This window comes from Streptomyces sp. V3I8 (assembly GCF_030817535.1).
Classification (GTDB): domain Bacteria; phylum Actinomycetota; class Actinomycetes; order Streptomycetales; family Streptomycetaceae; genus Streptomyces.
Genome location: NZ_JAUSZL010000002.1, coordinates 5,114,330 through 5,137,366, shown reverse-complemented (window position 1 = coordinate 5,137,366; position 23,037 = coordinate 5,114,330). Strand labels below are relative to the sequence as shown.

General features: G+C 67.7%; 21 protein-coding genes and 2 pseudogenes. 4 read left to right on the top strand and 19 right to left on the bottom strand.

The features are described from left to right. Positions 1 to 4 precede the first annotated feature (4 nt). The 9 genes and pseudogenes from rplB to QFZ75_RS22885 form a co-directional block, all read right to left on the bottom strand. Positions 5 to 841, bottom strand: a complete 837-nt coding sequence (gene rplB, locus QFZ75_RS22925) for a 50S ribosomal protein L2 (protein WP_307539699.1) — start codon at positions 839 to 841, stop codon at positions 5 to 7. 39 nt (positions 842 to 880) lie between these two features. Next, positions 881 to 1,297, bottom strand: a complete 417-nt coding sequence (rplW, locus tag QFZ75_RS22920) for a 50S ribosomal protein L23 (RefSeq protein WP_307539697.1) — start codon at positions 1,295 to 1,297, stop codon at positions 881 to 883. Next, positions 1,297 to 1,953: a 50S ribosomal protein L4 gene (rplD, locus tag QFZ75_RS22915; RefSeq protein WP_307539695.1), complete on the bottom strand. Its 657-nt coding sequence runs from the start codon at positions 1,951 to 1,953 to the stop codon at positions 1,297 to 1,299. Before rplD ends, rplW begins: the two co-directional genes overlap by 1 nt. Positions 1,954 to 1,960: 7 nt before the next feature. After that, a complete protein-coding gene (gene rplC, locus QFZ75_RS22910; RefSeq protein WP_307539693.1) occupies positions 1,961 to 2,605 on the bottom strand; it encodes a 50S ribosomal protein L3 in 645 nt (214 codons plus the stop codon). Positions 2,606 to 2,621: 16 nt separating this feature from the next. Continuing rightward, positions 2,622 to 2,930 carry a 30S ribosomal protein S10 gene (gene rpsJ, locus QFZ75_RS22905; protein ID WP_003948644.1) on the bottom strand — a complete coding sequence of 103 codons (309 nt, stop codon included), beginning with the start codon at positions 2,928 to 2,930 and terminating at the stop codon, positions 2,622 to 2,624. 598 nt (positions 2,931 to 3,528) lie between these two features. Further along, positions 3,529 to 3,681, bottom strand: coding sequence for a hypothetical protein (locus QFZ75_RS22900; RefSeq protein WP_307539691.1), 153 nt, complete (start codon positions 3,679 to 3,681; stop codon positions 3,529 to 3,531). A 331-nt stretch (positions 3,682 to 4,012) separates the two neighbouring features. Continuing rightward, positions 4,013 to 4,249 carry a hypothetical protein gene (locus tag QFZ75_RS22895; protein WP_307539689.1) on the bottom strand — a complete coding sequence of 79 codons (237 nt, stop codon included), beginning with the start codon at positions 4,247 to 4,249 and terminating at the stop codon, positions 4,013 to 4,015. Between the two features lie 306 nt (positions 4,250 to 4,555). Further along, positions 4,556 to 5,077, bottom strand: a pseudogene (locus QFZ75_RS22890) (putative T7SS-secreted protein); the annotation flags it as partial. 141 nt (positions 5,078 to 5,218) lie between these two features. Further along, positions 5,219 to 5,686 (bottom strand): hypothetical protein, encoded by a 468-nt coding sequence (locus tag QFZ75_RS22885; RefSeq protein WP_307539687.1) that lies wholly within the window; start codon positions 5,684 to 5,686, stop codon positions 5,219 to 5,221. A 233-nt stretch (positions 5,687 to 5,919) separates the two neighbouring features. On the opposite strand from QFZ75_RS22885, the gene QFZ75_RS22880 reads away from it, so the two are divergent. Beyond that, complete coding sequence (locus QFZ75_RS22880; RefSeq protein ID WP_307539685.1) at positions 5,920 to 7,521, top strand: hypothetical protein; 1,602 nt, start codon at positions 5,920 to 5,922, stop codon at positions 7,519 to 7,521. 94 nt (positions 7,522 to 7,615) lie between these two features. Next, positions 7,616 to 7,930: a transposase gene (locus tag QFZ75_RS22875; RefSeq protein ID WP_373466055.1), complete on the top strand. Its 315-nt coding sequence runs from the start codon at positions 7,616 to 7,618 to the stop codon at positions 7,928 to 7,930. A gap of 316 nt (positions 7,931 to 8,246) precedes the next feature. On the opposite strand, the gene QFZ75_RS22870 is transcribed toward QFZ75_RS22875, so the two are convergent. Then, positions 8,247 to 9,119, bottom strand: coding sequence for an aldo/keto reductase family oxidoreductase (locus tag QFZ75_RS22870; protein ID WP_307544700.1), 873 nt, complete (start codon positions 9,117 to 9,119; stop codon positions 8,247 to 8,249). 105 nt (positions 9,120 to 9,224) lie between these two features. Between QFZ75_RS22870 and QFZ75_RS22865 the strand changes: the two genes are divergently transcribed. Next, on the top strand, positions 9,225 to 10,088 hold the full coding sequence (locus tag QFZ75_RS22865) for a LysR family transcriptional regulator (RefSeq protein ID WP_307539681.1): 864 nt from the start codon (positions 9,225 to 9,227) through the stop codon (positions 10,086 to 10,088). 48 nt (positions 10,089 to 10,136) lie between these two features. On the opposite strand, the pseudogene QFZ75_RS41175 reads toward QFZ75_RS22865, so the two are convergent. From QFZ75_RS41175 to QFZ75_RS22845, 3 genes and pseudogenes are all read right to left on the bottom strand, one after another. Further along, positions 10,137 to 10,700: pseudogene (locus QFZ75_RS41175) on the bottom strand (Tn3 family transposase); the annotation flags it as partial. 17 nt (positions 10,701 to 10,717) lie between these two features. Further along, positions 10,718 to 10,909: a DUF397 domain-containing protein gene (locus tag QFZ75_RS22850; RefSeq protein ID WP_307539678.1), complete on the bottom strand. Its 192-nt coding sequence runs from the start codon at positions 10,907 to 10,909 to the stop codon at positions 10,718 to 10,720. Next, the gene (locus QFZ75_RS22845; protein ID WP_307539676.1) at positions 10,906 to 11,754 is read right to left on the bottom strand and encodes a helix-turn-helix transcriptional regulator; all 849 of its coding nucleotides are present in this window, start codon (positions 11,752 to 11,754) and stop codon (positions 10,906 to 10,908) included. The genes QFZ75_RS22850 and QFZ75_RS22845 overlap by 4 nt, the downstream gene beginning before the upstream one ends. A gap of 140 nt (positions 11,755 to 11,894) precedes the next feature. Between QFZ75_RS22845 and QFZ75_RS22840 the strand changes: the two genes are divergently transcribed. Further along, positions 11,895 to 12,377 carry an ATP-binding protein gene (locus tag QFZ75_RS22840; protein ID WP_307539675.1) on the top strand — a complete coding sequence of 161 codons (483 nt, stop codon included), beginning with the start codon at positions 11,895 to 11,897 and terminating at the stop codon, positions 12,375 to 12,377. A 1,221-nt stretch (positions 12,378 to 13,598) separates the two neighbouring features. On the opposite strand, the gene tuf is transcribed toward QFZ75_RS22840, so the two are convergent. From tuf to QFZ75_RS22810, 6 genes are all read right to left on the bottom strand, one after another. After that, positions 13,599 to 14,792 (bottom strand): elongation factor Tu, encoded by a 1,194-nt coding sequence (gene tuf / locus QFZ75_RS22835; protein ID WP_307539672.1) that lies wholly within the window; start codon positions 14,790 to 14,792, stop codon positions 13,599 to 13,601. Positions 14,793 to 14,961: 169 nt separating this feature from the next. After that, positions 14,962 to 17,091 (bottom strand): elongation factor G, encoded by a 2,130-nt coding sequence (gene fusA / locus QFZ75_RS22830; protein WP_307539670.1) that lies wholly within the window; start codon positions 17,089 to 17,091, stop codon positions 14,962 to 14,964. Positions 17,092 to 17,130: 39 nt separating this feature from the next. Further along, positions 17,131 to 17,601 carry a 30S ribosomal protein S7 gene (gene rpsG / locus QFZ75_RS22825; RefSeq protein WP_081218873.1) on the bottom strand — a complete coding sequence of 157 codons (471 nt, stop codon included), beginning with the start codon at positions 17,599 to 17,601 and terminating at the stop codon, positions 17,131 to 17,133. Positions 17,602 to 17,603: 2 nt separating this feature from the next. Next, a complete protein-coding gene (gene rpsL, locus QFZ75_RS22820) occupies positions 17,604 to 17,975 on the bottom strand; it encodes a 30S ribosomal protein S12 (protein WP_050372972.1) in 372 nt (123 codons plus the stop codon). Between the two features lie 367 nt (positions 17,976 to 18,342). Continuing rightward, a complete protein-coding gene (locus QFZ75_RS22815) occupies positions 18,343 to 18,894 on the bottom strand; it encodes a DUF1707 and DUF4190 domain-containing protein (protein ID WP_307539666.1) in 552 nt (183 codons plus the stop codon). 189 nt (positions 18,895 to 19,083) lie between these two features. Then, on the bottom strand, positions 19,084 to 22,983 hold the full coding sequence (locus QFZ75_RS22810; protein WP_307539664.1) for a DNA-directed RNA polymerase subunit beta': 3,900 nt from the start codon (positions 22,981 to 22,983) through the stop codon (positions 19,084 to 19,086). Between the last annotated feature and the right edge of the window lie 54 nt (positions 22,984 to 23,037).

Below are 23,037 nucleotides of genomic sequence, written 5' to 3'. Positions count from 1 at the left end.
GCTCCTAGCGCTTCTTGTTCGTCTTGCGGCGGCGGACGATGTACTTGTTCGAAGCCTTCTTCGGCGAACGAGTACGACCCTCCTTCTGACCCCACGGCGAGACCGGGTGACGTCCACCGGAGGTCTTGCCTTCACCACCACCGTGCGGGTGGTCAACCGGGTTCATCGCCACACCGCGAACGGTCGGACGGACGCCCAGCCAGCGCTTGCGGCCGGCCTTGCCCCAGTTGATGTTCGACTGCTCGGCGTTGCCGACCTCGCCGACGGTGGCGCGGCAGCGCACGTCGACCAGGCGGATCTCTCCGGACGGCATGCGCAGGTGGGCCATCTGGCCCTCCTTCGCGAGCAGCTGCACGGAGGTACCGGCGGAGCGGGCGAACTTGGCACCGCCACCGGGACGGAGCTCGATCGCGTGGATCGTGGTACCGACCGGGATGTTGCGCAGTGCCAGGTTGTTGCCCGGCTTGATGTCGGCCCCGGGACCGTTCTCGACACGGTCGCCCTGCGACAGGTTGCGGGGGGCGAGGATGTAGCGCTTCTCGCCGTCCGCGTAGTGCAGCAGCGCGATGCGCGCGGTGCGGTTGGGGTCGTACTCGATGTGCGCGACCTTCGCCGGCACGCCGTCCTTGTCGTGCCGACGGAAGTCGATGACGCGGTAGGCGCGCTTGTGTCCGCCACCCTGGTGGCGAACGGTCACACGACCGGCGTTGTTACGGCCGCCCTTGCTGTGCAGCGGGCGGACCAGCGACTTCTCCGGCGTGGACCGCGTGACCTCGACGAAGTCGGCGACGCTGGAGCCACGACGGCCCGGCGTAGTCGGCTTGTACTTGCGGATTCCCATTTCTCAGTCCTCGTCCGATATTCGGACCAGGGCGCTCCGTTAGGAGGCCTGGCCGAAGATGTCGATACGGTCGCCCTCAGCGAGGGTCACGATGGCGCGCTTGGTGTCAGCACGCTTGCCGAAACCGCTCTTGGTCCGCTTGCGCTTGCCCTGGCGGTTGATCGTGTTGACCCCGGTGACCTTGACCGAGAAGACCGCCTGGACGGCCTGCTTGATCTGGGTCTTGTTGGCGCCCGGCGCGACGACGAAGGTGTACTTGCCCTCGTCGAGCAGCGCGTAGCTCTTCTCGGAGACGACCGGCTTGATGAGGACGTCACGGGGGTCCGTGAAGCTCTTGCTGATCGGCGTCTCAACGGTGTTCTTGCCCTCGGCCTCGTGGCGCTTCGCCTTGGCGACGCGCGCGGCCTTGGCGGCCTTGGCCGCCTTGGGGGCAATGCTCGGGTGGCGCGTAGCCATCAGGCTTCGCTCCCTTCGGTGTCGGTGGCCTTGGGGCCGGACACGAAGGACTCGAAAGCGGCCTGGGTGAAGACCACGTCGTCCGAGACGAGAACGTCGTACGTGTTCAGCTGGCCCGGCTCCAGGATGTGGACCTGGGGCAGGTTGCGCGCGGAGAGCAGCGCGGCCTCGTCGGCACGGTCGATGACCAGGAGCACGTTCTTGCGCTCCGAGATCTTGCCGATCAGTGCCTTCGCGGCCTTGGTGGAGGGGTTCTCGCCCTCGACCACGCCGGAGACGACGTGGATGCGAGCGTTGCGGGCCCGGTCGGTGAGGGCGTGGCGCAGGGCCGCGGCCTTCATCTTCTTCGGGGTCCGCTGCGAGTAGTCGCGCGGCTGCGGGCCGTGCACGACGCCACCACCGACGAACTGGGGCGCGCGGGTCGAGCCCTGGCGCGCGCGGCCGGTGCCCTTCTGACGGTAGGGCTTCCTACCGCCACCACGGACCTCGGCGCGGGTCTTGGTCTTGTGCGTGCCCTGGCGGGCAGCGGCCAGCTGGGCGACGACGACCTGGTGAAGCAGCGGGATGCTGATCTTCTCGACGTCGAAGATCTCCGCGGGGAGCTCGACCGTCCCGGTCTTGTCGCCTGCCGGCGAAATGATGTCAACAGTGCTCATCGTTACCTCAGGCCCCCTTGGCCGCGGTGCGGACCAGGACGAGGCCGCCGTTCGGACCGGGGATGGCTCCCTTGATGAGGAGCAGTCCCTTCTCCGCGTCAACGGCGTGGACGGTCAGGTTCTGGGTGGTGACCCGCTCGTTGCCCATGCGGCCCGCCATGCGCATGCCCTTGAAGACACGGCCGGGGGTGGCACAGCCACCGATGGACCCGGGAGAGCGGTGCTTGCGCTGGACACCGTGGCCGGCGCCGAGGCCATGGAAGTTGTGACGCTTCATGACACCGGCGAAGCCCTTGCCCTTGCTCTTGCCGGTCACGTCCACCTTGACGCCGGCCTCGAAGGTCTCGGCGGTGATCTCCTGGCCGAGGACGTACTCGCTGGCGTCAGCGGTACGGATCTCGACGAGGTGACGGCGGGGGGTGACGTCGGCCTTGGCGAAGTGACCCTTGAGGGGCTTGTTCACCTTGCGCGGGTCGATCTCGCCGAAGGCGATCTGGACCGACTCGTAGCCGTCGGAGTCATTCGTACGGACCTGGGTCACGACGTTCGGGCTCGCCTTGACGACGGTGACCGGAACAACACGGTTGTTCTCGTCCCACACCTGCGTCATGCCGAGCTTCTCGCCCAGGATGCCCTTGATCTGCTTAGCCATTCTCAGACCACATCCCCTAGAGCTTGATCTCGATGTCGACACCGGCCGGGAGGTCGAGTCGCATCAGAGAGTCAACGGTCTTGGGCGTCGGGTCGAGGATGTCGATCAGGCGCTTGTGCGTGCGCATCTCGAAGTGCTCGCGCGAGTCCTTGTACTTGTGCGGCGACTTGATGACGCAGTACACGTTCTTCTCAGTGGGCAGCGGCACCGGGCCCGCGACCGACGCACCAGTGCGTGTCACCGTCTCGACGATCTTCTTCGCCGAGGAATCGATGACCTCGTGGTCGTAGGCCTTGAGCCGGATGCGGATCTTCTGTCCCGCCATGGCTACTCAGTAGTCCTTTGTCTAGTGAAACGCTCCGCAACCCGGGGGTTCGCGTCCCCGCCTCCGACCCACGCGGTCGGGTGTGTCGCGTCCTCGGCGCGGAGATATCCATCAACGGATTTCCCTACCAGGGACACGGCCCGTCCCAAAGACGACCGCAGGACCGGGGGCCGAACACCCACCGGGCGCCTGGCCGGCACCCCGCTGACACTTCCCGGAAGATTCCCGTACGTCCGCCCCAGCGCTGCCCTGGGGCAGTTGGAGCGACGAGTACTGTGGGACTCGCTTCCGGTCCTCCCGGCGGGAGGCGCGCAGCATCGGCACTCAACCGAGCAACCCCGACAGTCTGCCACACGGGGCGGGGACCTGGCGAATCGAGCCGGAGAGGATACCCCCGGAGTGACGTGGATCAAACTCTCCGGGCCGGCCCGCCACGTCGGCGGTGCCGACGCGGGGTCCTCCGGGCGTCACCGGCCGCGCAGGTGATCTCCCGCCGCCGGGGCCCGCATCCGTCCTGCACGCGCGACACGATCGCGGCCGCTCGCGGTCGGCGGGCCCGCCCCCGGCCTTCGTCGCCCGGCCCCCGTCGCCCGGCTTCTCAGTTCCGGGGCTCGTCGCGTTCGAGCGCGTCGTAGTCGATCGGCCGGCAGCCCGGGGCGTAGGCACGCAGGAACGCGGCCGCCTCCGCCGGCAGGGGCGGGGTCGCGATCACCCAGCCGGGGCCGGTCCAGCACGTACCAGGGCCCGGCATACTCCTGCACGAGCCAGCTGTCCCGGGTGTCACTGCGGTGGATGGCGCATTCGTCGCCCCGGAAGATCTGCTCGACGTAGCCGAGACCGGGCTGGACCAGGACCCGGGCCTCGCCGCCCGCCCGATACGTGATCTCCCCTCCGTGTCCTGTCGCGACCTGCGCGAACTCGGCGGCGAACTCCGCCAGGAAACGGCGCGCGGCCTCTCACCGCTCGTGCCCGGCGCTGCCCGTACAAGGGCCCGTCGTCACCGGTGAGCCGGACACGGCGAACCTCGGCTCATACGGGGTGCCCGTTTCGGCGATGACCCCGCCTGCCCCTTCTCTCCCCGGTCAGGATTCGTCCGCGAAGGGGGCCTGGTCGTCTCCCCAGTGGAACCGGTACGCACCGGTGCCACCGTCGAAGACGGCGCGGAGACCGCGGTCCGGGAGGCCGAATTCGTTGCGCACCCACCCGTCCATCGCGAGCGCCGCCACCTCCGACCGGAAGAAGACGGGAGGGAAGGTGAGGGCGCTGACCTCGATGAGCAGACCGTCCGGGTGGGCCGGGGCCAGCTCGGCGGAGTGCACCGAGAGCCCGTACGAAAGCCATGCGGCGTCACGCCAGTTGATGCCGTCGGGAAGAGCCAGCCATACCTTCCGGTAGATCTGCAGGCGAAACCCCTCTCCCGCCCCGCCGGCACTACCGGTGCCCGCACCCGGAGCCCGACGTTGCGCTGTCAGATCTGCGGCCAGGCCCCCGAGAGGACTCCGAAGGCGGTATTTGAAAGTGTTGCTCATCTGCCGTTGCCCATGCGTCTCGACCCGTCTCGGATCTGGTTGTCTCGGATCTAGAATTTCAAAAGATGGAAAACTGATTTACTGAAGACATTCTCCGGACTTGGCGCTCTGGGCGGCGCGGGTGGCGGCGCGGACCTTCGCCTCGTCGGGCTTGTCGACGTCCTTGCCACCGGTCGGATCGTCCTTGTACTTGTCCGCCTCCTTGTTCGCCCGCGTGACCCAGGAATCGGCTGTCGTGAGGCGGGACTTCGCGGAGGACAGATCGGCCTGGGCTTCGCGCCCCTTGGCCAGCGCCTTGTCCGCCAGGGCCTGCGCACGCTCCAGCTGCGGCCAGTACGCGGCCAGCGCATCGCCGGCCAGGTCGTAGGACTTCTTCAGCTTCTTCAAGTTCTTCGGGACACCCGAGAACTCGTCCCGGAACACCTCAGCCGTCTTGCCCACCATCGACAGGACGGCATCCTCACCCGCCATCCCCTGCACCAGCCGCAAAGCATCCTGCACATCGTCCGCGAAATCATGCAGGCTCTTGGCCAGCGACTTCACCCGGACCGGATCCCCCGGCGTCGGATCCCTCTCCAGATCCAGCACATGCCAGTCCGTCGGCCGATACCCCACCACCACGCAACCCCCGTCACGCCGACCTCACCAGAAACATACGCGGCAGCGAACTTACTAGGCACAGGCGTTCGGCGTGCAGCTCAGATCAGGTACGGCTTGGACCACGGCTTCCCCGGCAAGCCGTCGGCGGGCGCACCATGTTCAGGAACTGCGTCCGCGCAGAGCTTGCCGTGCATCGCCGGCCGCATACGCTGCCAGCGTCCACCAGTGCTCCAGCTTGTCCCGCACTCTCATGCACGCCGCCGTGCACTTGAACCACCGCGGCAGTTCCCGGAACGGCACGAAGGTCAGGGTGTCCCTGATGGCGTCGTCGGCGATGCCACCGGGGCCTTCGGCACGCAGCGCCGCGTACAGCTCCGGGGTCAGCCCGTTGTTGAGCCGGGCTGCGGTGCCCGCCGCGGTGAATGCGAACCCCCGCTGACCGACGTCCGGCAGCCCCATCGCCCTGACGATCCTGGGAGACGCCTCCTCCAGGGAACACTGGAATGCCAACCCGATCGCCGCCGTGCCGAGATGCGGCGCCCCGCGCTCGAATGCGGTATCCCACTCAGCGGGATCATCGATGCCCAACAATCCTTTACCGGTTTCCCAATTCCATTCCGCCGCCACAGTCTGAATTCTCCCCTCCCCAAAGGGATCAGCACAGCTTCCCCCCTCGGACCGGAATGAGCGAGAGGGAAGGTGCTGCTCATCCCTCTGAGTATGTGGAATACCTCTGCCAGAAGGCTCAGCAGCACACGCGCCCCGCAGTGTCTGTAAGGAGTTTCCCTGCCGCATCCCTTCCGTTGGCCGGCCCCGGCTACCTTTCGCCTCCCCCGGTCCGGTACAGGAGAGGCACATTCATGAGCACCCCGATCCACCGCACCTCCACGCGGCAGTCCGCGGCCGTCCTGACGTCGGCCTCGCAGCGTCGGGAAGGTAGCCGGATCGGGAGGACCGGAAGTACGTCCATACGCCCCACGGAGCGCGGCCTCCTCGAAATGCAGTCCCGCGCCGGCAACCGGGCCGTGACCGCGGCGGTGCAGCGCGCCCGGAACACCGAGGAAGGCAGCGCGGCGGAGAGCGGCGCCGCGCCAGCCGGAGCGAAGAAGAAAAAGAACTACCGCGACCGGATCGCCGCGCTCCTCGACAGGTTCAAGAAGAACCTCGAACCCATCGACACCTTCGTCAAGGGCTTCCAGACCCCCACCAACGCGGCCTTCACCCAGCAGGCCGCCGTCGCCGCCAACGAGGGTCTCAAGCACTCCGCCGCCGCCTCGGGGACCTCCGCGGCGTCGGGGAACCTCCTCACGGAGGCGGCCGGCACCGTGGTCAGCGGCATGGACGCGTACAAGAACATGAAGGGCGCCAAGCAGCACGAGACCGGGGCCAAACACCACACGGCGAAGAAGAAGGCCAAGACCAAGGGGACCGACGCGGTCGTCGGCGCCACCAGTTCGGGAAGCTACAGCGCCGCCATCGCCAAAGAGGTGACCAAGGTCCAGAAGGCTGCGGACGCCGCGGTGGCCTCCGAGGCGAGCGGTATCGCCAGTGCTTCCATCGGCGGGATCAAGGGCATGCGGGCCGCCTTCCGCGTCGGCAAGGCGGCCCGCAAGTACAACGAGGTCAAGAAGCTGGGAGACCCCCGCGTCGTCCACGCGGGATCACTGGCCCGGCTGAACGAGTCGCGGGAGCAGGCCAACTGGGCCGCAGCCGAGGCCTACGTCGCACTGGATGCCTACTGGGCCCATGACGGCCATGAGGGCCAGGGACGGCTGGAGGTCGTGTCCGAGGCCGTCGACGCCGCCTGGGAGGCGATGGGTGAGGCCCGTGACGCCGCCGAGACCCTCCAGCGCGCCGAAAAAGACGTGGAAACGCTGAGCACGGTGCAGGGGTACGCGAAGAAGAAGCAGCTCACCAAGATCGGCAAGGAGACGGTCGGCGGTGCGGTGGGCGAGTCCACCAAGGCCGCGGCCGGCGTCGTGACGGCGGTGGCGGCGGGCACGGCCGGCCTGGCGAGCAACCCGGTCGGATGGGGCCTCGCCGGGGCCGGAGCCGGCCTCGTCCTCGGCGTCACCCTGTACAAGGCGCTCCGCGCGGCCACGAAGCGCTACGAAGAGGTCCACCACCCCGAGCGCTGGGCGGCGAAGGGTGAGACCCCGGAGGAAGCCGCGTCCCGCAAGGAGTCGCTGCAGCACGCCCTGAAGTTCTGGAAGAAGGTGTCGAAGGGCGAACGCCAGGCCATGGCGCGCGAGATCTACGCCCTGGCGGCGGGCCCCGACGTCCCCGGGAGCGGCAGCACGACGGCCGAGATGAGGGAGTCGGCCAGGGCCCTGCTCCGCGCTCTCAAAGCCGGACCCGCCAAGCACAATCTGGATCCGGAAGCGTGGGCGGAATCCCTCGACGACCCGTCGAAGAAAGCCGGTTGGCTCCAGGAGATCGCGGAGCAGCTGGCCTCGGGGTGACCCGCAGGCACGACGACCATGTGGAGACGACCAGGGTCGGCGACGTGGCGCCGGGAAATCCGGGCGGAAAGTGTCCGGTAAGACGTCGTTTCTTATGGCGTGGTCGGTCGCTGAGCTGTGTATGACGGATCTCGTTGAGCGACTGGTACCGGACGAGTTGTGGGTGCTGTTCAGGCGGGTGGTGCCGCCGACAGTGGTCACGCGTCCGCAAGGCGGTGGTCGGCGTCGGACAGGTGACCGTGAGGCCCTGTCCGCGATCACCTTCGTGGCGACGTCGGGCCGCACGTGGCGGCAGTTGCCGCCAGCGTTCGGCCCCGCCTGGCCCACGGTCTACCGCCGGTTCGCCCGGTGGAGGTCACGCGCCTGCTCGCGCCCGGCGACAGCCGACGCCGAGCACACGACCAGGTGATCAGCATGCGGCGGACGGCCTGTCGGGCTGGGAGCGGCAGCATCCCAGGCCACTGGCCACCGGCACCGGCACCGGCACCGGGACGGAGTCGTCGCGTTCCTGCGGGACAACCGAAAGCCTGACCGCCGACCGTGACCACAGCCCGGCGAGCGGAGCCCGTCCCCACGCCGAACTTCAACCCTGGCGCGGTGGAGCCTCCTCCGGCGGCGCCACCGCGCAACAGCATGTGTGAACACGCCCCTCGGTCACCAACGACGAGGCCCGCATCGCACTGCCCCTGCCCCTTCGTTTCGCTGGGGACCGGGCTGTGTCCTGCTTAGTTGCCGATCTTGTCCAGCTCGGCGAGGTCCTCGTCGGAGAGCGAGAGTCCCGCGCCGGCGACGTTCTCGCGCAGGTGTGCCACCGACGAGGTGCCGGGGATGAGCAGGATGTTCGGCGACCGCCGCAGCAGCCAAGCCAGGGCGACCGACATCGGCGTCGCATCCAGCCGGGTGGCCACGGCGGAAAGCGCTGTGGACTGCAGCGGGGTGAAGCCGCCGAGCGGGAAGAAAGGCACGTAGGCGATGCCCTGGTCGGCGAGTTCGTCGATCAGCTCGTCGTCCTGACGGTAGGCGATGTTGTACCCGTTCTGCACGCACACGATCGGCGCGATCGCCTGTGCCTCAGCGACCTGTTCCGCCGTCGCGTTACTCACTCCGAGGTGCCGGATCAGGCCCTGCTGCTGGAGTTCGACGAGGGTCTCGAAGGGCTCGGCGAGCGAGCCGGGCTGGGGACCTTGAGCGTTGCCGAGCCGGAGATTGACCACGTCGAGTGAATCGAGGCCGAGATCCCCAAGGTTCTCGTGGACGGCGCGGCGCAGGTCCTCGGGCTGCCGGGCAGGGGGCCAGCCACCTTGCTGATCGCGGACCGCGCCGACCTTGGTCACGATGTGCAGCGATGCGGGATAGGGGTGAAGCGCTTCACGGATCAGCTGGTTGGTGACGCGTGGTCCGTATGTACCGGCGGTGTCGATGTGGGTGATCCCGAGGGCGGAGGCCTCGCGTAGGACGGCGAGCGCGCCGTCGTGGTCGGCGGGCGGGCCCATGACCCCGGGGCCGGCGAGCTGCATGGCGCCGTAGCCGAAGCGGGTGACGGTCAGATCCCCCAGGGTCCAGGTGCCGCCGGGCAGTGACGCGGAGGGTGTGTTCATGGTTTCGCTCATGCCTCCGATGCTCGCTCGCGGACAAGCTGCGCATCCAATACCGATACAGTGCCCTGTCATACCCGTTAGGTATCACCGGGGTATGCTGTGGCCATGGACACCTTGGAGACCCGCGAGCTGAGGTACTTCATGGCCGTCGCGGAGGAACTGCACTTCGGCCGCGCCGCCGAGCGCCTCGGCATGGCCCAGCCACCGCTGTCCCGGGCGATCCAGCAGCTGGAGCGGCGCCTCGGCGTCTGTCTGCTGAAACGCAACCGCCGCGGCGTCTCCCTGACCGGCGCCGGAGAGATGCTGCTGCACGAGGGCCGCGCAGCCCTTGACGCGACCACCGCTGCCGCTCGCCGCACCCGTCGCGCCGGTGGCGCCGACAGTCCGGGCGGTCCCCGCAACCGCCTGGTGCTGGCAGTGAAGGCCGGCGCGTCTCACGAGCTGCTGCACAAGCTCCTCGACGCCTACGCGGCCGAGCCCGACGCCGCCGAGATCGAGGTGCTACCGAGCGGCACGTGTGAGCAGGAAGGGATGCTGCGCGACGGCCGCGCCGATGTGGCGCTCATGCACAAGCCGTTCAACTCCCTCGCCGGGTTCGACAGCGAGGAACTGATGACCGAAGGGCAGATCGCCGTCCTGCCCGCCTCGCACCCCCTCGCCGCGCAGAGGACTCTGTCCCTGGCCGACGTCAGCGACATCCCCGATCTTCCACTCGCCCGCTGGTCCCGCCACGGCACGTACCCACCCGGCCCGGGCCCCGAGATCCACGACCAGACCCAGCTGGCCCAGCTGATCGCCCTCGGACGCACCGTGGCCGTCTTCCCCGACTCCGCCCGCGCCTGGCTGTGGGCCGAGCACACTGCCGTCCCCCTGACCGACGCACCCCCCGTCGTCACCCACATCGCCTGGCCCGCGCACAGCCGCTCCCTCGCCCTCGCCGGGCTGATCCGCACGGCCACCCGGCTATGACCCGCCCTCGCCTTCCATCGCCGCGGCACACCGCCTGACCGCCCCCCGCTACCGCCGGCCTTCGCGCCGGCCGAGGGCGCCGGTGGCGTCCTTGTCGCGCAGTGGGCGCAGGCCGCCGGGCAGGTCGGGGAGCTTGAACGAGTACCGGCCGTGCATGTTGATGTGCTGCCGCACGAACGGGGAGAGGCGGGCGACGTCCTCGTCACGCCCGTCGAACCCGTCCGCCCGCAGCTGGTTCACCGCGGCGTCCATGTACCGGATGCTGAAGAGGACGACGGCATGGAGGACCAGACCGAGCGCACCGATCTGGTCCTCAACGCCGTCCTGGCAGCGCTGGCAGAGCTACCAGGAACGGCCGTGGAAGATCTTCCGGGCGAGCGCGTGGCGGCCCTCCTGGAGGTTGACCTGCGCCTTGATCAGGCGGCGGTAGCCGGGCTCGTCGGCCAGGCGCAGGATGTCCTCCCCCTGCCGCTCGATCCGGGCCAGGTCGACCCGGCCACGGGCGGCCTCCTGGAAGGCGCCGTAGTCAGCGGTGCGGTCGATGCGCCACATCTTCTGGTCCGGCAGGTCCGCGAACTGCGGCGCGTACGCGAACCCGGCTACAACCTGCAGCTGTACGTGTGCTCCGGTCACGGTGCCGTCGGCAGGGCCGTCACGAACGACGCCCACGCCTCACGGGCCAGCATCAGCCGCGGCCCTTCGGCGTTCTTGGAATCGCGGACGTGAACAGCGGTCGGAGCTTTGGCTATCTCGACGCAGTCGTCCACTTCAGGACCGCTGCTGTAGCTGCTCTTGAACCAGCGGAGGTTCGAGGTGCTCATAACTCTCCAAGCGCTCGCTCGATGAAGGCCATCGACTCTCCAGGCGAGAGGGCCTGAGCCCGGATGATTCCATACCGCAGTTCGAGGATCCTGAGCTGTCTCGGGTCGGAGGTCGGACGGCCGTTGAACGCCCCGTCGGAACGCCCCACCGCGGTGCCGTCCTCGAACTTGAGCAGTTCGATCGGGCCGTTCAGCCCAGGGTGGTCCCACCAGGCGGTCGGCATCACCTGGAATTCCACGTGCGGCAACTTCGCGACCTCCAGCAGCCGTTCAAGTTGTCGCCGTAGGACGATTGTCCCCCCGACCGGCCGTTCGAGCGTCACCTGTTCCTGGACGAAGCTGAGGTCAGGCGCGGGATTTCGCTCGAAAACACTCTGCCGTGCCATTCGTGCTTCCACCGCCTGCTCCAGCGCCTCCTTCGTGTGCGCGGGCCGCCGCACCCCGAAAATTGCCTCGGCATACTCCTTCGTCTGCAACAACCCGTGAATGTGATGGTTGTTGTACAGCAGCAACTCTGCCGCCCGTTCCTCCATCTGCGCCAGGTGCCGCAGCTTCTTCGGATACCGGGCCTGCTCCACGTGCCGCCGCATCGACGCGATAGCGCCGCCCGCGCCCAGCACCTCGTCCGCTCTGCACAGGAACTCGGCCCTGGGAATTCGTGCCCCCCGCTCCACCTTGCGGATCAGGTCCTCGCCGTATCCCATGGCCTCTCCGAAGTCGGCAGCCCTCATCCCAGCGGCTTCGCGGTGGAACCTGATGAGGCTGCCCACCGCTTCGACCATCGGCGCCATCTCGTCCCCGGGCTCGGTTGTCCAGCCCGCCTCGTCCACACCCTCACCACTCATCGCCACCCACCTCCAACGCCCGCCCGTACCCGTACGACACCTGGGACAGCCGAGACATACCGGGACAGCGGCGGGACAGTCCCGATACGCACAGTCGTAATCCCTGCTCAGGTTAGACATGGTCGGCCACGCTGAGTGACGTGAATCAAGAAACCGTCCGCAGCTTCAGCCTGCTCCTGTCCGCCACACCCCGCGGCGCCCGCCTCGCCCGGCGGTTCACGAGTGAGCAACTGCGCACCTGGGCGCTCCCGTTGGACCCCGCCCGCGCGGAGCACATCGTCGCCGAGCTGGCGGCCAACGCCATCACGCACGGCCGCGTACCCGGCCGCGACTTCCGGCTCACGCTGTACGTGGTCGGCGGCACCCTCCGCATCGAGGTGACCGACACCCGCGGCGACCGGCCGGTCCGGCACCCCCGACAGCACGGTCCGGTCGACGAGTCGGGCCGCGGCCTCGTCATCGTCGAGGCCCTCTGCGACCGGTGGGGCGTCACCCCCGGCAGACCCCCGCGCAAGACCGTCTGGGCCGAGATCAATTTCGTACCGCAGCCGCAGCCACAGCCACGGACGGCGCCGACACCGCGCCCCGCCTCCACCGGCCCCCGGATTCTGCCGTCCCGGTAAGCGGCCGACCGGTACCGCACGGCATCAAAAGTCTTTCAAGAACTCCGGGAAAAGAACCCACCCAACCCAACCCGACCCAACTCGGCCGGGCCTTCGTCCGCCCGCCCCGGCCCCCTCGTCAGCACCGGGAGGCCACGTCGCCCACAAGGGTGACAATCCGCAACTCAGCTGGATTTCCATCCGGTTGCCGGGCATATGCTCGCCCCGCTACCAGCACACAACTCCAGAACATGCGACGGCCCCCGGCCGGGACTGCAATCCCGATCGAGGGCCTGACCACCGAGGAAGTAGGAGCTTCCCGATGGGTAAGCAAAACCCTAGCGCGCCCCCGTGCGCCCAGCCTCGGATTCCGCAGCCGAATCCGCAGTCGAATCCGCAGCCGGATCCGCGAAGGCATCCGGATCCGCAGCCGCGAGGCATCACACACGTCAAGGTCCGCCACACCTCCCGTTTCACGGTGATCGGCAACCACCTCGCCCAGCACGCGCAGCTGTCAGGGCTCGCGATCGGGCTCGGCGTCCACATCCAGTCGCTGCCCACCGGTTCTCGCGTCGACATCAGGACGCTCACGGACCGTTTCCCCGAGGGCGAGACGAGGATCGCGGCGGCCCTGCGGGAGCTGGAGGCCCACGGCTACCTCTCCCGCACCCGGCACCGCCTGCCGAGCGGCCACGTCGTCACCCGAACGGTGTCGTACAACAGCCGGGGGCCACCCCCGCCGAAGAACCCTCACACCAACCATCCCCTCCCCCGAAGCCCACGCCGACACCGACGCCCACGCCGACACCGCCGCCGACGCCGACGCCGAAGTCGAAGTCGACGCCCAGCCCCACGCCCACCGCCGTCACCGCTCCCCCGCCCCCATCCACTCCCGCCACCACCCTCCTGGCGAGCCTGCGCCGCGACGACCCCCGTCTGCTCCTCCCCCAACGGGACGTGCACCGCCTCGCCCCGGCCGTCACCGCCTGGCTGGACCGCGGCGCCGCCCCCGAAGCCGTACGCCGCACCCTGACGGCGGGCCTGCCCGAGGGACCCCTGCCGGCCTTCCCCGGTACCCGGCAGCACGCTGACACACCGGCGCCCGCCACAGTGCCGACCCGGCGCCCCGGCTCAGCGGGGAGAAACGCGAAAGGGCCCGCACGACCGAAGTCGTACGGGCCCCTTCAGGAGCTCAGCTGATGCTGGAGCTACCAGGCTTCAAGCCCAACAGGTAGGTGAAAACTACTTGTTGATCTTGATGACCTGGCCGGCGCCCACGGTCCGGCCACCCTCACGGATGGCGAACTTCAGGCCCTCCTCCATGGCGACGGGCTGGATGAGCTCAACGGTCATCTCGGTGTTGTCGCCGGGCATGACCATCTCGGTGCCCTCGGGAAGGGTCACCACACCAGTCACGTCCGTCGTGCGGAAGTAGAACTGGGGACGGTAGTTGTTGAAGAACGGCGTGTGACGGCCGCCCTCGTCCTTGGACAGGATGTACGCCTGCGCCTCGAACGAGGTGTGGGGCGTGACCGAGCCCGGCTTGATGATGACCTGGCCGCGCTCGACGTCCTCGCGCTTGATGCCACGGAGGAGCAGACCGACGTTCTCACCGGCCTGGCCCTCGTCGAGCAGCTTGCGGAACATCTCGATGCCGGTGACCGTGGTGGTGGTCTTCTCGGTCTTGATACCGACGATGTCGACGGTCTCGTTGACCTTGAGGACACCACGCTCGATACGGCCGGTGACGACCGTGCCGCGACCGGTGATCGTGAAGACGTCCTCGATGGGCATGAGGAACGGCTTGTCGACGTCACGCTCGGGCTGCGGGATGGACTCGTCGACGGCCTTCATCAGGTCGAGGACGGACTTGCCCCACTCGGCGTCGCCCTCGAGGGCCTTGAGCGCCGAGACCTTGACGACCGGAAGGTCGTCGCCCGGGAACTCGTACTCGGAGAGCAGCTCACGGACCTCGAGCTCGACGAGCTCCAGGATCTCCTCGTCGTCCACCATGTCGGCCTTGTTCAGGGCGACGACGATGTACGGAACGCCGACCTGGCGGGCCAGGAGCACGTGCTCCTTGGTCTGCGGCATCGGGCCGTCCGTCGCGGCGACGACGAGGATGGCGCCGTCCATCTGCGCCGCACCCGTGATCATGTTCTTGATGTAGTCCGCGTGACCGGGGCAGTCGACGTGGGCGTAGTGCCGCGTCTCGGTCTGGTACTCGACGTGCGCGATCGAGATCGTGATACCGCGCTGGCGCTCTTCGGGAGCCTTGTCGATCTGGTCGAAGGCCGAGGCCTCGTTCAGGTCCGGGTACGCGTCGTGCAGCACCTTGGTAATGGCGGCCGTGAGGGTCGTCTTACCGTGGTCGATGTGACCGATGGTGCCGATGTTGACGTGCGGCTTAGTCCGCTCGAACTTTGCCTTCGCCACTGAATCCTCCTGCGGAGTGGTTCTGGTACGCCTTACTCATCGGCGCCAGGTGATCTTTGCTGGGATGCCGTCCGCCGGGACCCGTCCCGGACCGGGACGATTTCTCGTCCCCTGCCGGTTTGGATCCCCGCCGGTCGGTGTCAAGCCTAAAGCGTGCAAACGGTGTGTGTTACTCGCCCTTGGCCTTCGCGATGATCTCCTCGGCGACGTTCCGGGGAACCTCGGCGTAGGAGTCGAACTGCATCGAGTAGCTTGCGCGACCCGAGGTCTTGCTGCGGAGGTCGCCGACGTAGCCGAACATCTCCGAGAGGGGGACGAGACCCTTGACGATCCGGGCACCCATCCGCTCCTCCATGGCCTGGATCTGGCCACGGCGGGAGTTGATGTCGCCGATGACCTCACCCATGTAGTCCTCGGGCGTGGTGACCTCGACGGCCATCATCGGCTCGAGCAGCACGGGGCTGGCCTTGCGCGCGGCCTCCTTGAAGGCCTGCGAGCCGGCGATCTTGAACGCCAGTTCGGAGGAGTCGACCTCGTGGTAGGCACCGTCGAGAAGCGTGATGCGGACACCCGTCATCTCGTACCCGGCGAGGATGCCGAACTGCATGGCCTCCTGCGCACCGGCGTCCACCGACGGGATGTACTCCCGCGGGATACGGCCACCGGTGACCTTGTTCACGAACTCGTACGCCGGACCGTCGGTCTCGGTGATCGGCTCGATCGCGATCTGCACCTTGGCGAACTGACCGGTACCACCGGTCTGCTTCTTGTGGGTGTAGTCCACGCGCTCGACGGCCTTGCGGATCGTCTCACGGTACGCGACCTGCGGCTTACCGACGTTGGCCTCGACCTTGAACTCACGGCGCATACGGTCGACCAGCACCTCGAGGTGCAGCTCGCCCATACCACCGATGATGGTCTGGCCGGTCTCCTCGTCCGAGTGAACCTGGAAGGAGGGGTCCTCCTCCGCGAGACGCTGGATGGCTACACCCAGCTTCTCCTGGTCACCCTTGGACTTGGGCTCGATGGCGACCTGGATGACCGGCGCCGGGAAGTCCATGGACTCCAGGATGACCGGGTTCTTGTCGTCCGAGAGCGTCTCACCGGTGGTGGTCTGCTTCAGGCCCATCACGGCGACGATGTCGCCGGCGCCCACCGCCTCGATCTCCTCACGCTTGTTCGCGTGCATGCGGTAGATCTTGCCGATGCGCTCCTTCTTGCCCTTGACGGAGTTCAGCACGGCGGTGCCGGACACCAGGCGGCCCGAGTAGACCCGGACGAAGGTGAGCTTGCCCAGGTGCGGGTCGCTCATGATCTTGAACGCGAGGGCGGACAGCGGCTCGTCCACGGACGGCTTGCGCTTGACGACGACCTCGGGGTCCTTGACGTCGTGGCCTTCGATGGCCTCGACGTCCAGGGGGGTCGGCAGGTAGCGCACGACCGCGTCGAGCAGGGGCTGGACGCCCTTGTTCTTGAACGCGGTGCCACAGAACACCGGGGTGACCGTGGTGTCGGTGGACTTGCCGGACGAGATGGTGATGCGACGGATCGCGGCGTACAGCTGCTCCTCGGTGGGCTCCTGGCCCTCCAGGTACAGCTCCATGATCTCTTCGTCGTTCTCCGCGACGGCCTCGATCAGCAGACCGCGGTACTCCTCGGCGGCCTCGGTGTGCGTGGCCGGGATGTCGACGACGTCGTACATCTCGCCCTTCGCCGCCTCGGCGGACCACACGAGCGCCTTCATGCGGACCAGGTCCACAACGCCCTTGAAGTCCATCTCGGCACCGATCGGGAGCTGCATGACCAGGGGCTGCGCACCGAGGCGGTCCCTGATCATGTCGACGCAGCGGTGGAACTCCGCGCCGGTCCGGTCGAGCTTGTTGACGAAGCAGATGCGCGGCACGCCGTAACGGTCGGCCTGACGCCACACCGTCTCGGACTGCGGCTCGACACCCGCGACGCCGTCGAACACCGTGACGGCACCGTCGAGGACGCGGAGCGAACGCTCCACCTCGACCGTGAAGTCGACGTGCCCGGGGGTGTCGATGATGTTGATCGTGTAGTCGTTGTCCTCGAGGGGCCAATGACAGGTGGTCGCAGCAGAGGTGATCGTGATGCCACGCTCCTGCTCCTGCTCCATCCAGTCCATGGTGGCAGCGCCGTCGTGGACTTCACCGATCTTGTAGCTGACGCCGGTGTAGAAGAGGATCCGCTCGGTGGTGGTCGTCTTACCCGCGTCGATGTGGGCCATGATCCCGATGTTGCGGACCTTGGCCAGGTCAAGTGAAGTGGTAGCCATAAGGCTTCGGTCTTCTCTCGGTCTCGATGGGGGTAGCGACTACCAGCGGTAGTGCGCGAAGGCCTTGTTGGACTCGGCCATCTTGTGGGTGTCCTCGCGCTTCTTCACAGCGGCACCGAGGCCGTTGGAGGCGTCGAGGAGCTCGTTGAGCAGACGCTCGGTCATGGTCTTCTCGCGACGGGCGCGGGAGTAACCGACCAGCCAGCGCAGCGCGAGCGTGCTGGCACGACCGGGCTTGACCTCGATCGGGACCTGGTACGTCGCACCGCCGACACGGCGGGACTTGACCTCGAGGGTCGGCTTGATGTTCTCCAGTGCGCGCTTCAGCGTGATGACCGGGTCGTTGCCGGTCTTCTCGCGCAGGCCCTCCATGGCGCCGTACACGATGCGCTCGGCGGTGGAGCGCTTGCCGTTCAGCAGCACCTTGTTGATGAGGGAGGTCACCAGAGGGGAACCGTAGACCGGGTCGATGATGACCGGGCGCTTCGGGGCGGGGCCCTTACGAGGCATTTCTACTTCTCCTTCTTGGCGCCGTAGCGGCTGCGGGCCTGCTTGCGGTTCTTGACACCCTGGGTGTCCAGAGAACCTCGGATGATCTTGTAGCGAACACCCGGCAGGTCCTTCACACGGCCGCCGCGCACGAGCACGATGGAGTGCTCCTGCAGGTTGTGTCCCTCACCCGGAATGTAAGCGGTGACTTCGATCCCGCTGGTCAGACGCACACGCGCGACCTTGCGCAGGGCCGAGTTCGGCTTCTTGGGGGTGGTCGTGAACACACGCGTGCAGACGCCACGGCGCTGGGGCGAACCCTCGAGCGCGGGCGTCATGTTCTTCTTGACCTTGTCTTGCCGGCCATTCCGGACCAGCTGCTGGATCGTAGGCACTACTTCTCCGGTTTCTGTGTGCCGAATGGTGAAGCTAACCTGGAACACCGCCGACCCACGCGGTCGGGTGTGTCGAACACTGCGGATTCCCGCCGCGAGGCGGTAGGGGCGCAGATTGCGGTGGCCGGTGACGACTCCCTTAGTACGGTTGAAGGCACGCACGGGAGCCAGGGCACACCCCAGGCACAAGGTCTGAGCGTACCTACCTCATGAGCTGCGGTCAAAACAAATGGACTGCACCGGCCTCGCTGAGCGGACCATGCCAACGCAACGCCCCCGTGGCGGTCTGCGCCAGGACACCGTCAGGACGCCGACCGTGCCTCGTCAGGACGCCGTCGCGCCACGCTCAGGACACCAACGCCGCTGCTCAGGACACCAGCGCCGCCGCGAACAGCAGGGTCAGCAGCAACGCCCAGCCCGCGGTGGACAGCCAGCCGAGGACCAGCCCGGTGAGCGCGAGACCTTCGCCACCCTCGCCCGTGCGCCGCATCTCCGCGCGGGCGGCGTGCCCCAGGATCACCGCCGGAACCCCGGTCAGCCCGGCCGTCACCAGACAGAGCACCCCGCAGATCGCCGAGCCGACCGCCTTCTCGTTCGTCTTCGGCGGGGCCGCGGGCAGGAACGTCCGCGGCACGGGCCCGGACATGGGCCCAGGGACCGCAGAAAGCGGTACGGGGCCCTGCGGCAGGTCGGACACCAGCAGGGCGAGCTCGCCCACCGTACGGGCCGCGTACGCCCGCGCCACCCGCTTCTCGAACTCGGGCTGCTGCATCCGCCCCTCGCCGAACCCGGCTCTGAGCACGTCCACGGCACGCTCCCGGTCGGCGGTCGAGGCGAGCATCGACTGGCCGGCCTGCTCGGGCCAGGGGCGCGGTTGGTTCCACCCCTGCCCCGGCTGCCACGGTGACGGGTACGACACGGAAGCACCTCCCCCGGACGGACTTGCCTCTCCATCATGCTTCAACGCGGCATTACGGGCACGGGTTCCCGCAGCACCCATGTCAGGAATTCCCGGCGCCGCGGCGGCGGGACGCCGGCCCGCCGCGGAACGCCGAAGGGCGGCCACCCCCGAGGGGATGACCGCCCTTCAGTCGATCAAGCGACCCGCTTACTGGTTGTACGGACCGTAGTCGTAGTCCTCCAGCGGAACGGCCTGGCCGGAGCCCGTACCGAACGGCGAGTAGTCGATGTCGTCGTAGCCGACGGCCGAGTACATCGCGGCCTTGGCCTCCTCGGTCGGCTCGACCCGGATGTTGCGGTAGCGGGACAGACCCGTACCGGCCGGGATGAGCTTACCGATGATGACGTTCTCCTTGAGGCCGATCAGGGAGTCGGACTTGGCGTTGATCGCCGCGTCCGTCAGAACCCTGGTCGTCTCCTGGAAGGACGCCGCCGACAGCCACGACTCGGTGGCGAGCGAGGCCTTGGTGATACCCATCAGCTGCGGACGGCCGGAGGCCGGGTGGCCGCCTTCCTGGACCACACGACGGTTCTCGGTCTCGAACTTCGACCGCTCGACGAGCTCGCCGGGCAGCAGCTCCGCGTCGCCCGACTCGATGATCGTCACACGGCGCAGCATCTGCCGGATGATGATCTCGATGTGCTTGTCGTGGATCGACACGCCCTGCGAGTTGTAGACCCGCTGGACTTCGCCGACCAGGTGGACCTGGACCGCGCGCTGACCCAGGATGCGCAGCACGTCGTGCGGGTTGGTGGCACCCACGGTGAGCTTCTGGCCCACCTCGACGTGCTCGCCCTCGCTGACCAGGAGACGGGCACGCTTGGAGATCGGGAACGCCGTCTCGTCGCTGCCGTCGTCCGGGGTGACGACGAGCTTCTTGGTCTTCTCGGTCTCCTCGATCCGCACGCGGCCGGAGGCCTCGGAGATCGGGGCGACACCCTTGGGCGTACGAGCCTCGAAGAGCTCGACGACACGGGGCAGACCCTGGGTGATGTCGTCACCGGCCACACCACCGGTGTGGAAGGTACGCATCGTCAGCTGCGTGCCGGGCTCACCGATGGACTGGGCGGCGATGATGCCGACCGCCTCACCGATGTCGACCAGCTTGCCGGTGGCCAGCGAACGGCCGTAGCACATGGCGCAGGTGCCGACGGCGGACTCGCAGGTCAGGACCGAACGGGTCTTGACCTCCTTGATGCCGTGCTTGACGAGCTCGTCGATGAGGACGTCGCCGAGGTCGGTGTTGGCCGGGGCCAGCACCCGCCCGTCGACGGTGATGTCCTCGGCCAGCGCACGTGCGTACACGCTGGTCTCGACGTTCTCCGCCTTGCGCAGGACGCCGTCGGCGCCGAGCTCGGCGATCTCCAGGCGCAGACCGCGGTCGGTGCCGCAGTCCTCCTCGCGGATGATGACGTCCTGCGAGACGTCCACCAGACGACGGGTGAGGTAACCCGAGTCGGCGGTACGCAGGGCGGTGTCCGCCAGACCCTTACGGGCACCGTGCGTGGAGATGAAGTACTCCAGCACGGACAGGCCCTCACGGAAGGACGCCTTGATGGGACGGGGGATCGTCTCGTTCTTGGCGTTCGACACCAGACCACGCATACCCGCGATCTGACGCATCTGCATCATGTTTCCGCGAGCGCCGGAGTTCACCATCATGGAGACCGGGTTGGTCTTCGGGAAGTTCGCGTTCATCGCCTCGGCGACCTCGTTGGTCGCCTTGGTCCAGATCGCGATGAGCTCCTGCGTGCGCTCGTCCTTGGTGATCAGACCGCGCTCGTACTGCTTCTGGACCTTCTCGTCCTGGTCCTCGTAGCCCTTGACGATCGCGCGCTTCGCGTCGGGAACGACGATGTCGGAGATGGCCACGGTGACGCCGGAACGGGTCGCCCAGAAGAAGCCGGAGGCCTTCAGGTTGTCGAGCGTCGCCGCCACGATGACCTTGGGGTACCGCTCGGCGAGGTCGTTGACGATCTCGGAGAGCTGCTTCTTGCCGACCTCGTAGTCGACGAACGGGTAGTCCTCGGGCAGCAGCTCGTTGAAGAGCGCGCGGCCCAGGGTGGTGTTCAGGCGGAAGGTGTCACCCTGCTGCCACTCCGGGTCGCCCTCCTCGCGGGCCGGCGGGGTCCAGCCGCGCGGCGGGATGGTGCCCACCGGGAAGCGGATGTCCACGCGCGACTGCAGCGAGAGCTCGCCGGCGTCGAACGCCATGATCGCCTCGGCCGTGGAGCCGAACGACCGGCCCTCGCCCTTGACGTCCCGCAGCTCGCCGTCGGTGGTGAGGAAGAACAGACCGAGGACCATGTCCTGGGTCGGCATCGTCACCGGACGGCCGTCGGCGGGCTTGAGGATGTTGTTCGAGGACAGCATCAGGATGCGGGCCTCGGCCTGCGCCTCCGCGGAGAGCGGCAGGTGCACGGCCATCTGGTCACCGTCGAAGTCCGCGTTGAACGCGGTGCAGACGAGCGGGTGGATCTGGATGGCCTTGCCCTCGACCAGCTGGGGCTCGAAGGCCTGGATGCCGAGGCGGTGCAGGGTGGGCGCACGGTTCAGCAGAACCGGGTGCTCGGCGATGACCTCTTCGAGGACGTCGTACACGACCGTGCGGCCGCGCTCCACCATGCGCTTGGCGCTCTTGATGTTCTGCGCGTGGTTCAGGTCCACCAGGCGCTTCATCACGAACGGCTTGAAGAGCTCCAGCGCCATCGCCTTCGGCAGACCGCACTGGTGCAGCTTGAGCTGCGGACCGACGACGATCACGGAACGCGCGGAGTAGTCCACGCGCTTGCCGAGCAGGTTCTGACGGAAACGACCCTGCTTGCCCTTGAGCATGTCGCTCAGGGACTTCAGCGGGCGGTTGCCGGGACCGGTGACCGGGCGACCACGACGACCGTTGTCGAAGAGGGCGTCCACGGCCTCCTGGAGCATGCGCTTCTCGTTGTTCACGATGATCTCGGGCGCGCCGAGGTCGAGAAGCCGCTTCAGGCGGTTGTTGCGGTTGATCACACGGCGGTACAGGTCGTTCAGGTCGGAGGTCGCGAAGCGGCCACCGTCCAGCTGCACCATCGGGCGGAGGTCCGGCGGGATGACCGGGACGCAGTCGAGGACCATGCCCTTGGGGCTGTTGGAGGTCTGCAGGAAGGCAGACACGACCTTCAGCCGCTTCAGCGCACGGGTCTTCTTCTGGCCCTTACCGGTACGGATGATCTCGCGAAGCCGCTCGGCTTCCTCGTCCAGGTCGAAGGACTCCAGGCGCTTCTGCAGCGCCGCGGCACCCATCGAGCCGTCGAAGTACGTGCCGAAGCGGTCACGCAGCTCGCGGTAGAGCAGCTCGTCACCCTCCAGGTCCTGGACCTTGAGGTTCTTGAAGCGGGTCCACACCTCGTCGAGACGGTCGATCTCGCGCTGCGCACGGTCGCGCAGCTGCTTCATCTCACGCTCGGCGCCTTCGCGCACCTTGCGGCGCACGTCGGCCTTGGCGCCCTCGGCCTCGAGCTCGGCCAGGTCGGTCTCGAGCTTCTTGGCGCGGGCCTCCAGGTCGGAGTCGCGGCGGTTCTCGACCTGCTGGCGCTCGACGGAGACGTGCGCCTCCAGCGAGGGCAGGTCACGCGTACGACGCTCGTCGTCGACGTACGTGATCATGTACGCGGCGAAGTAGATGACCTTCTCGAGGTCCTTCGGGGCGAGGTCGAGCAGGTAGCCCAGCCGCGACGGAACGCCCTTGAAGTACCAGATGTGGGTGACGGGAGCGGCCAGCTCGATGTGACCCATCCGCTCACGACGCACCTTGGCGCGAGTGACCTCGACGCCGCAGCGCTCGCAGATGATGCCCTTGAAGCGGACGCGCTTGTACTTACCGCAGTAGCACTCCCAGTCCCGGGTCGGACCGAAGATCTTCTCGCAGAAGAGTCCGTCCTTTTCGGGCTTGAGGGTGCGGTAGTTGATGGTCTCCGGCTTCTTGACCTCGCCGTGGGACCACTGACGAATGTCGTCAGCGGTAGCAAGGCCGATCCGCAGCTCGTCGAAGAAGTTGACGTCGAGCACTTGTCGTCAATCCCTCTTTCGGGGGTCGATTCTTCACTGGTCTGACTGGGGTCC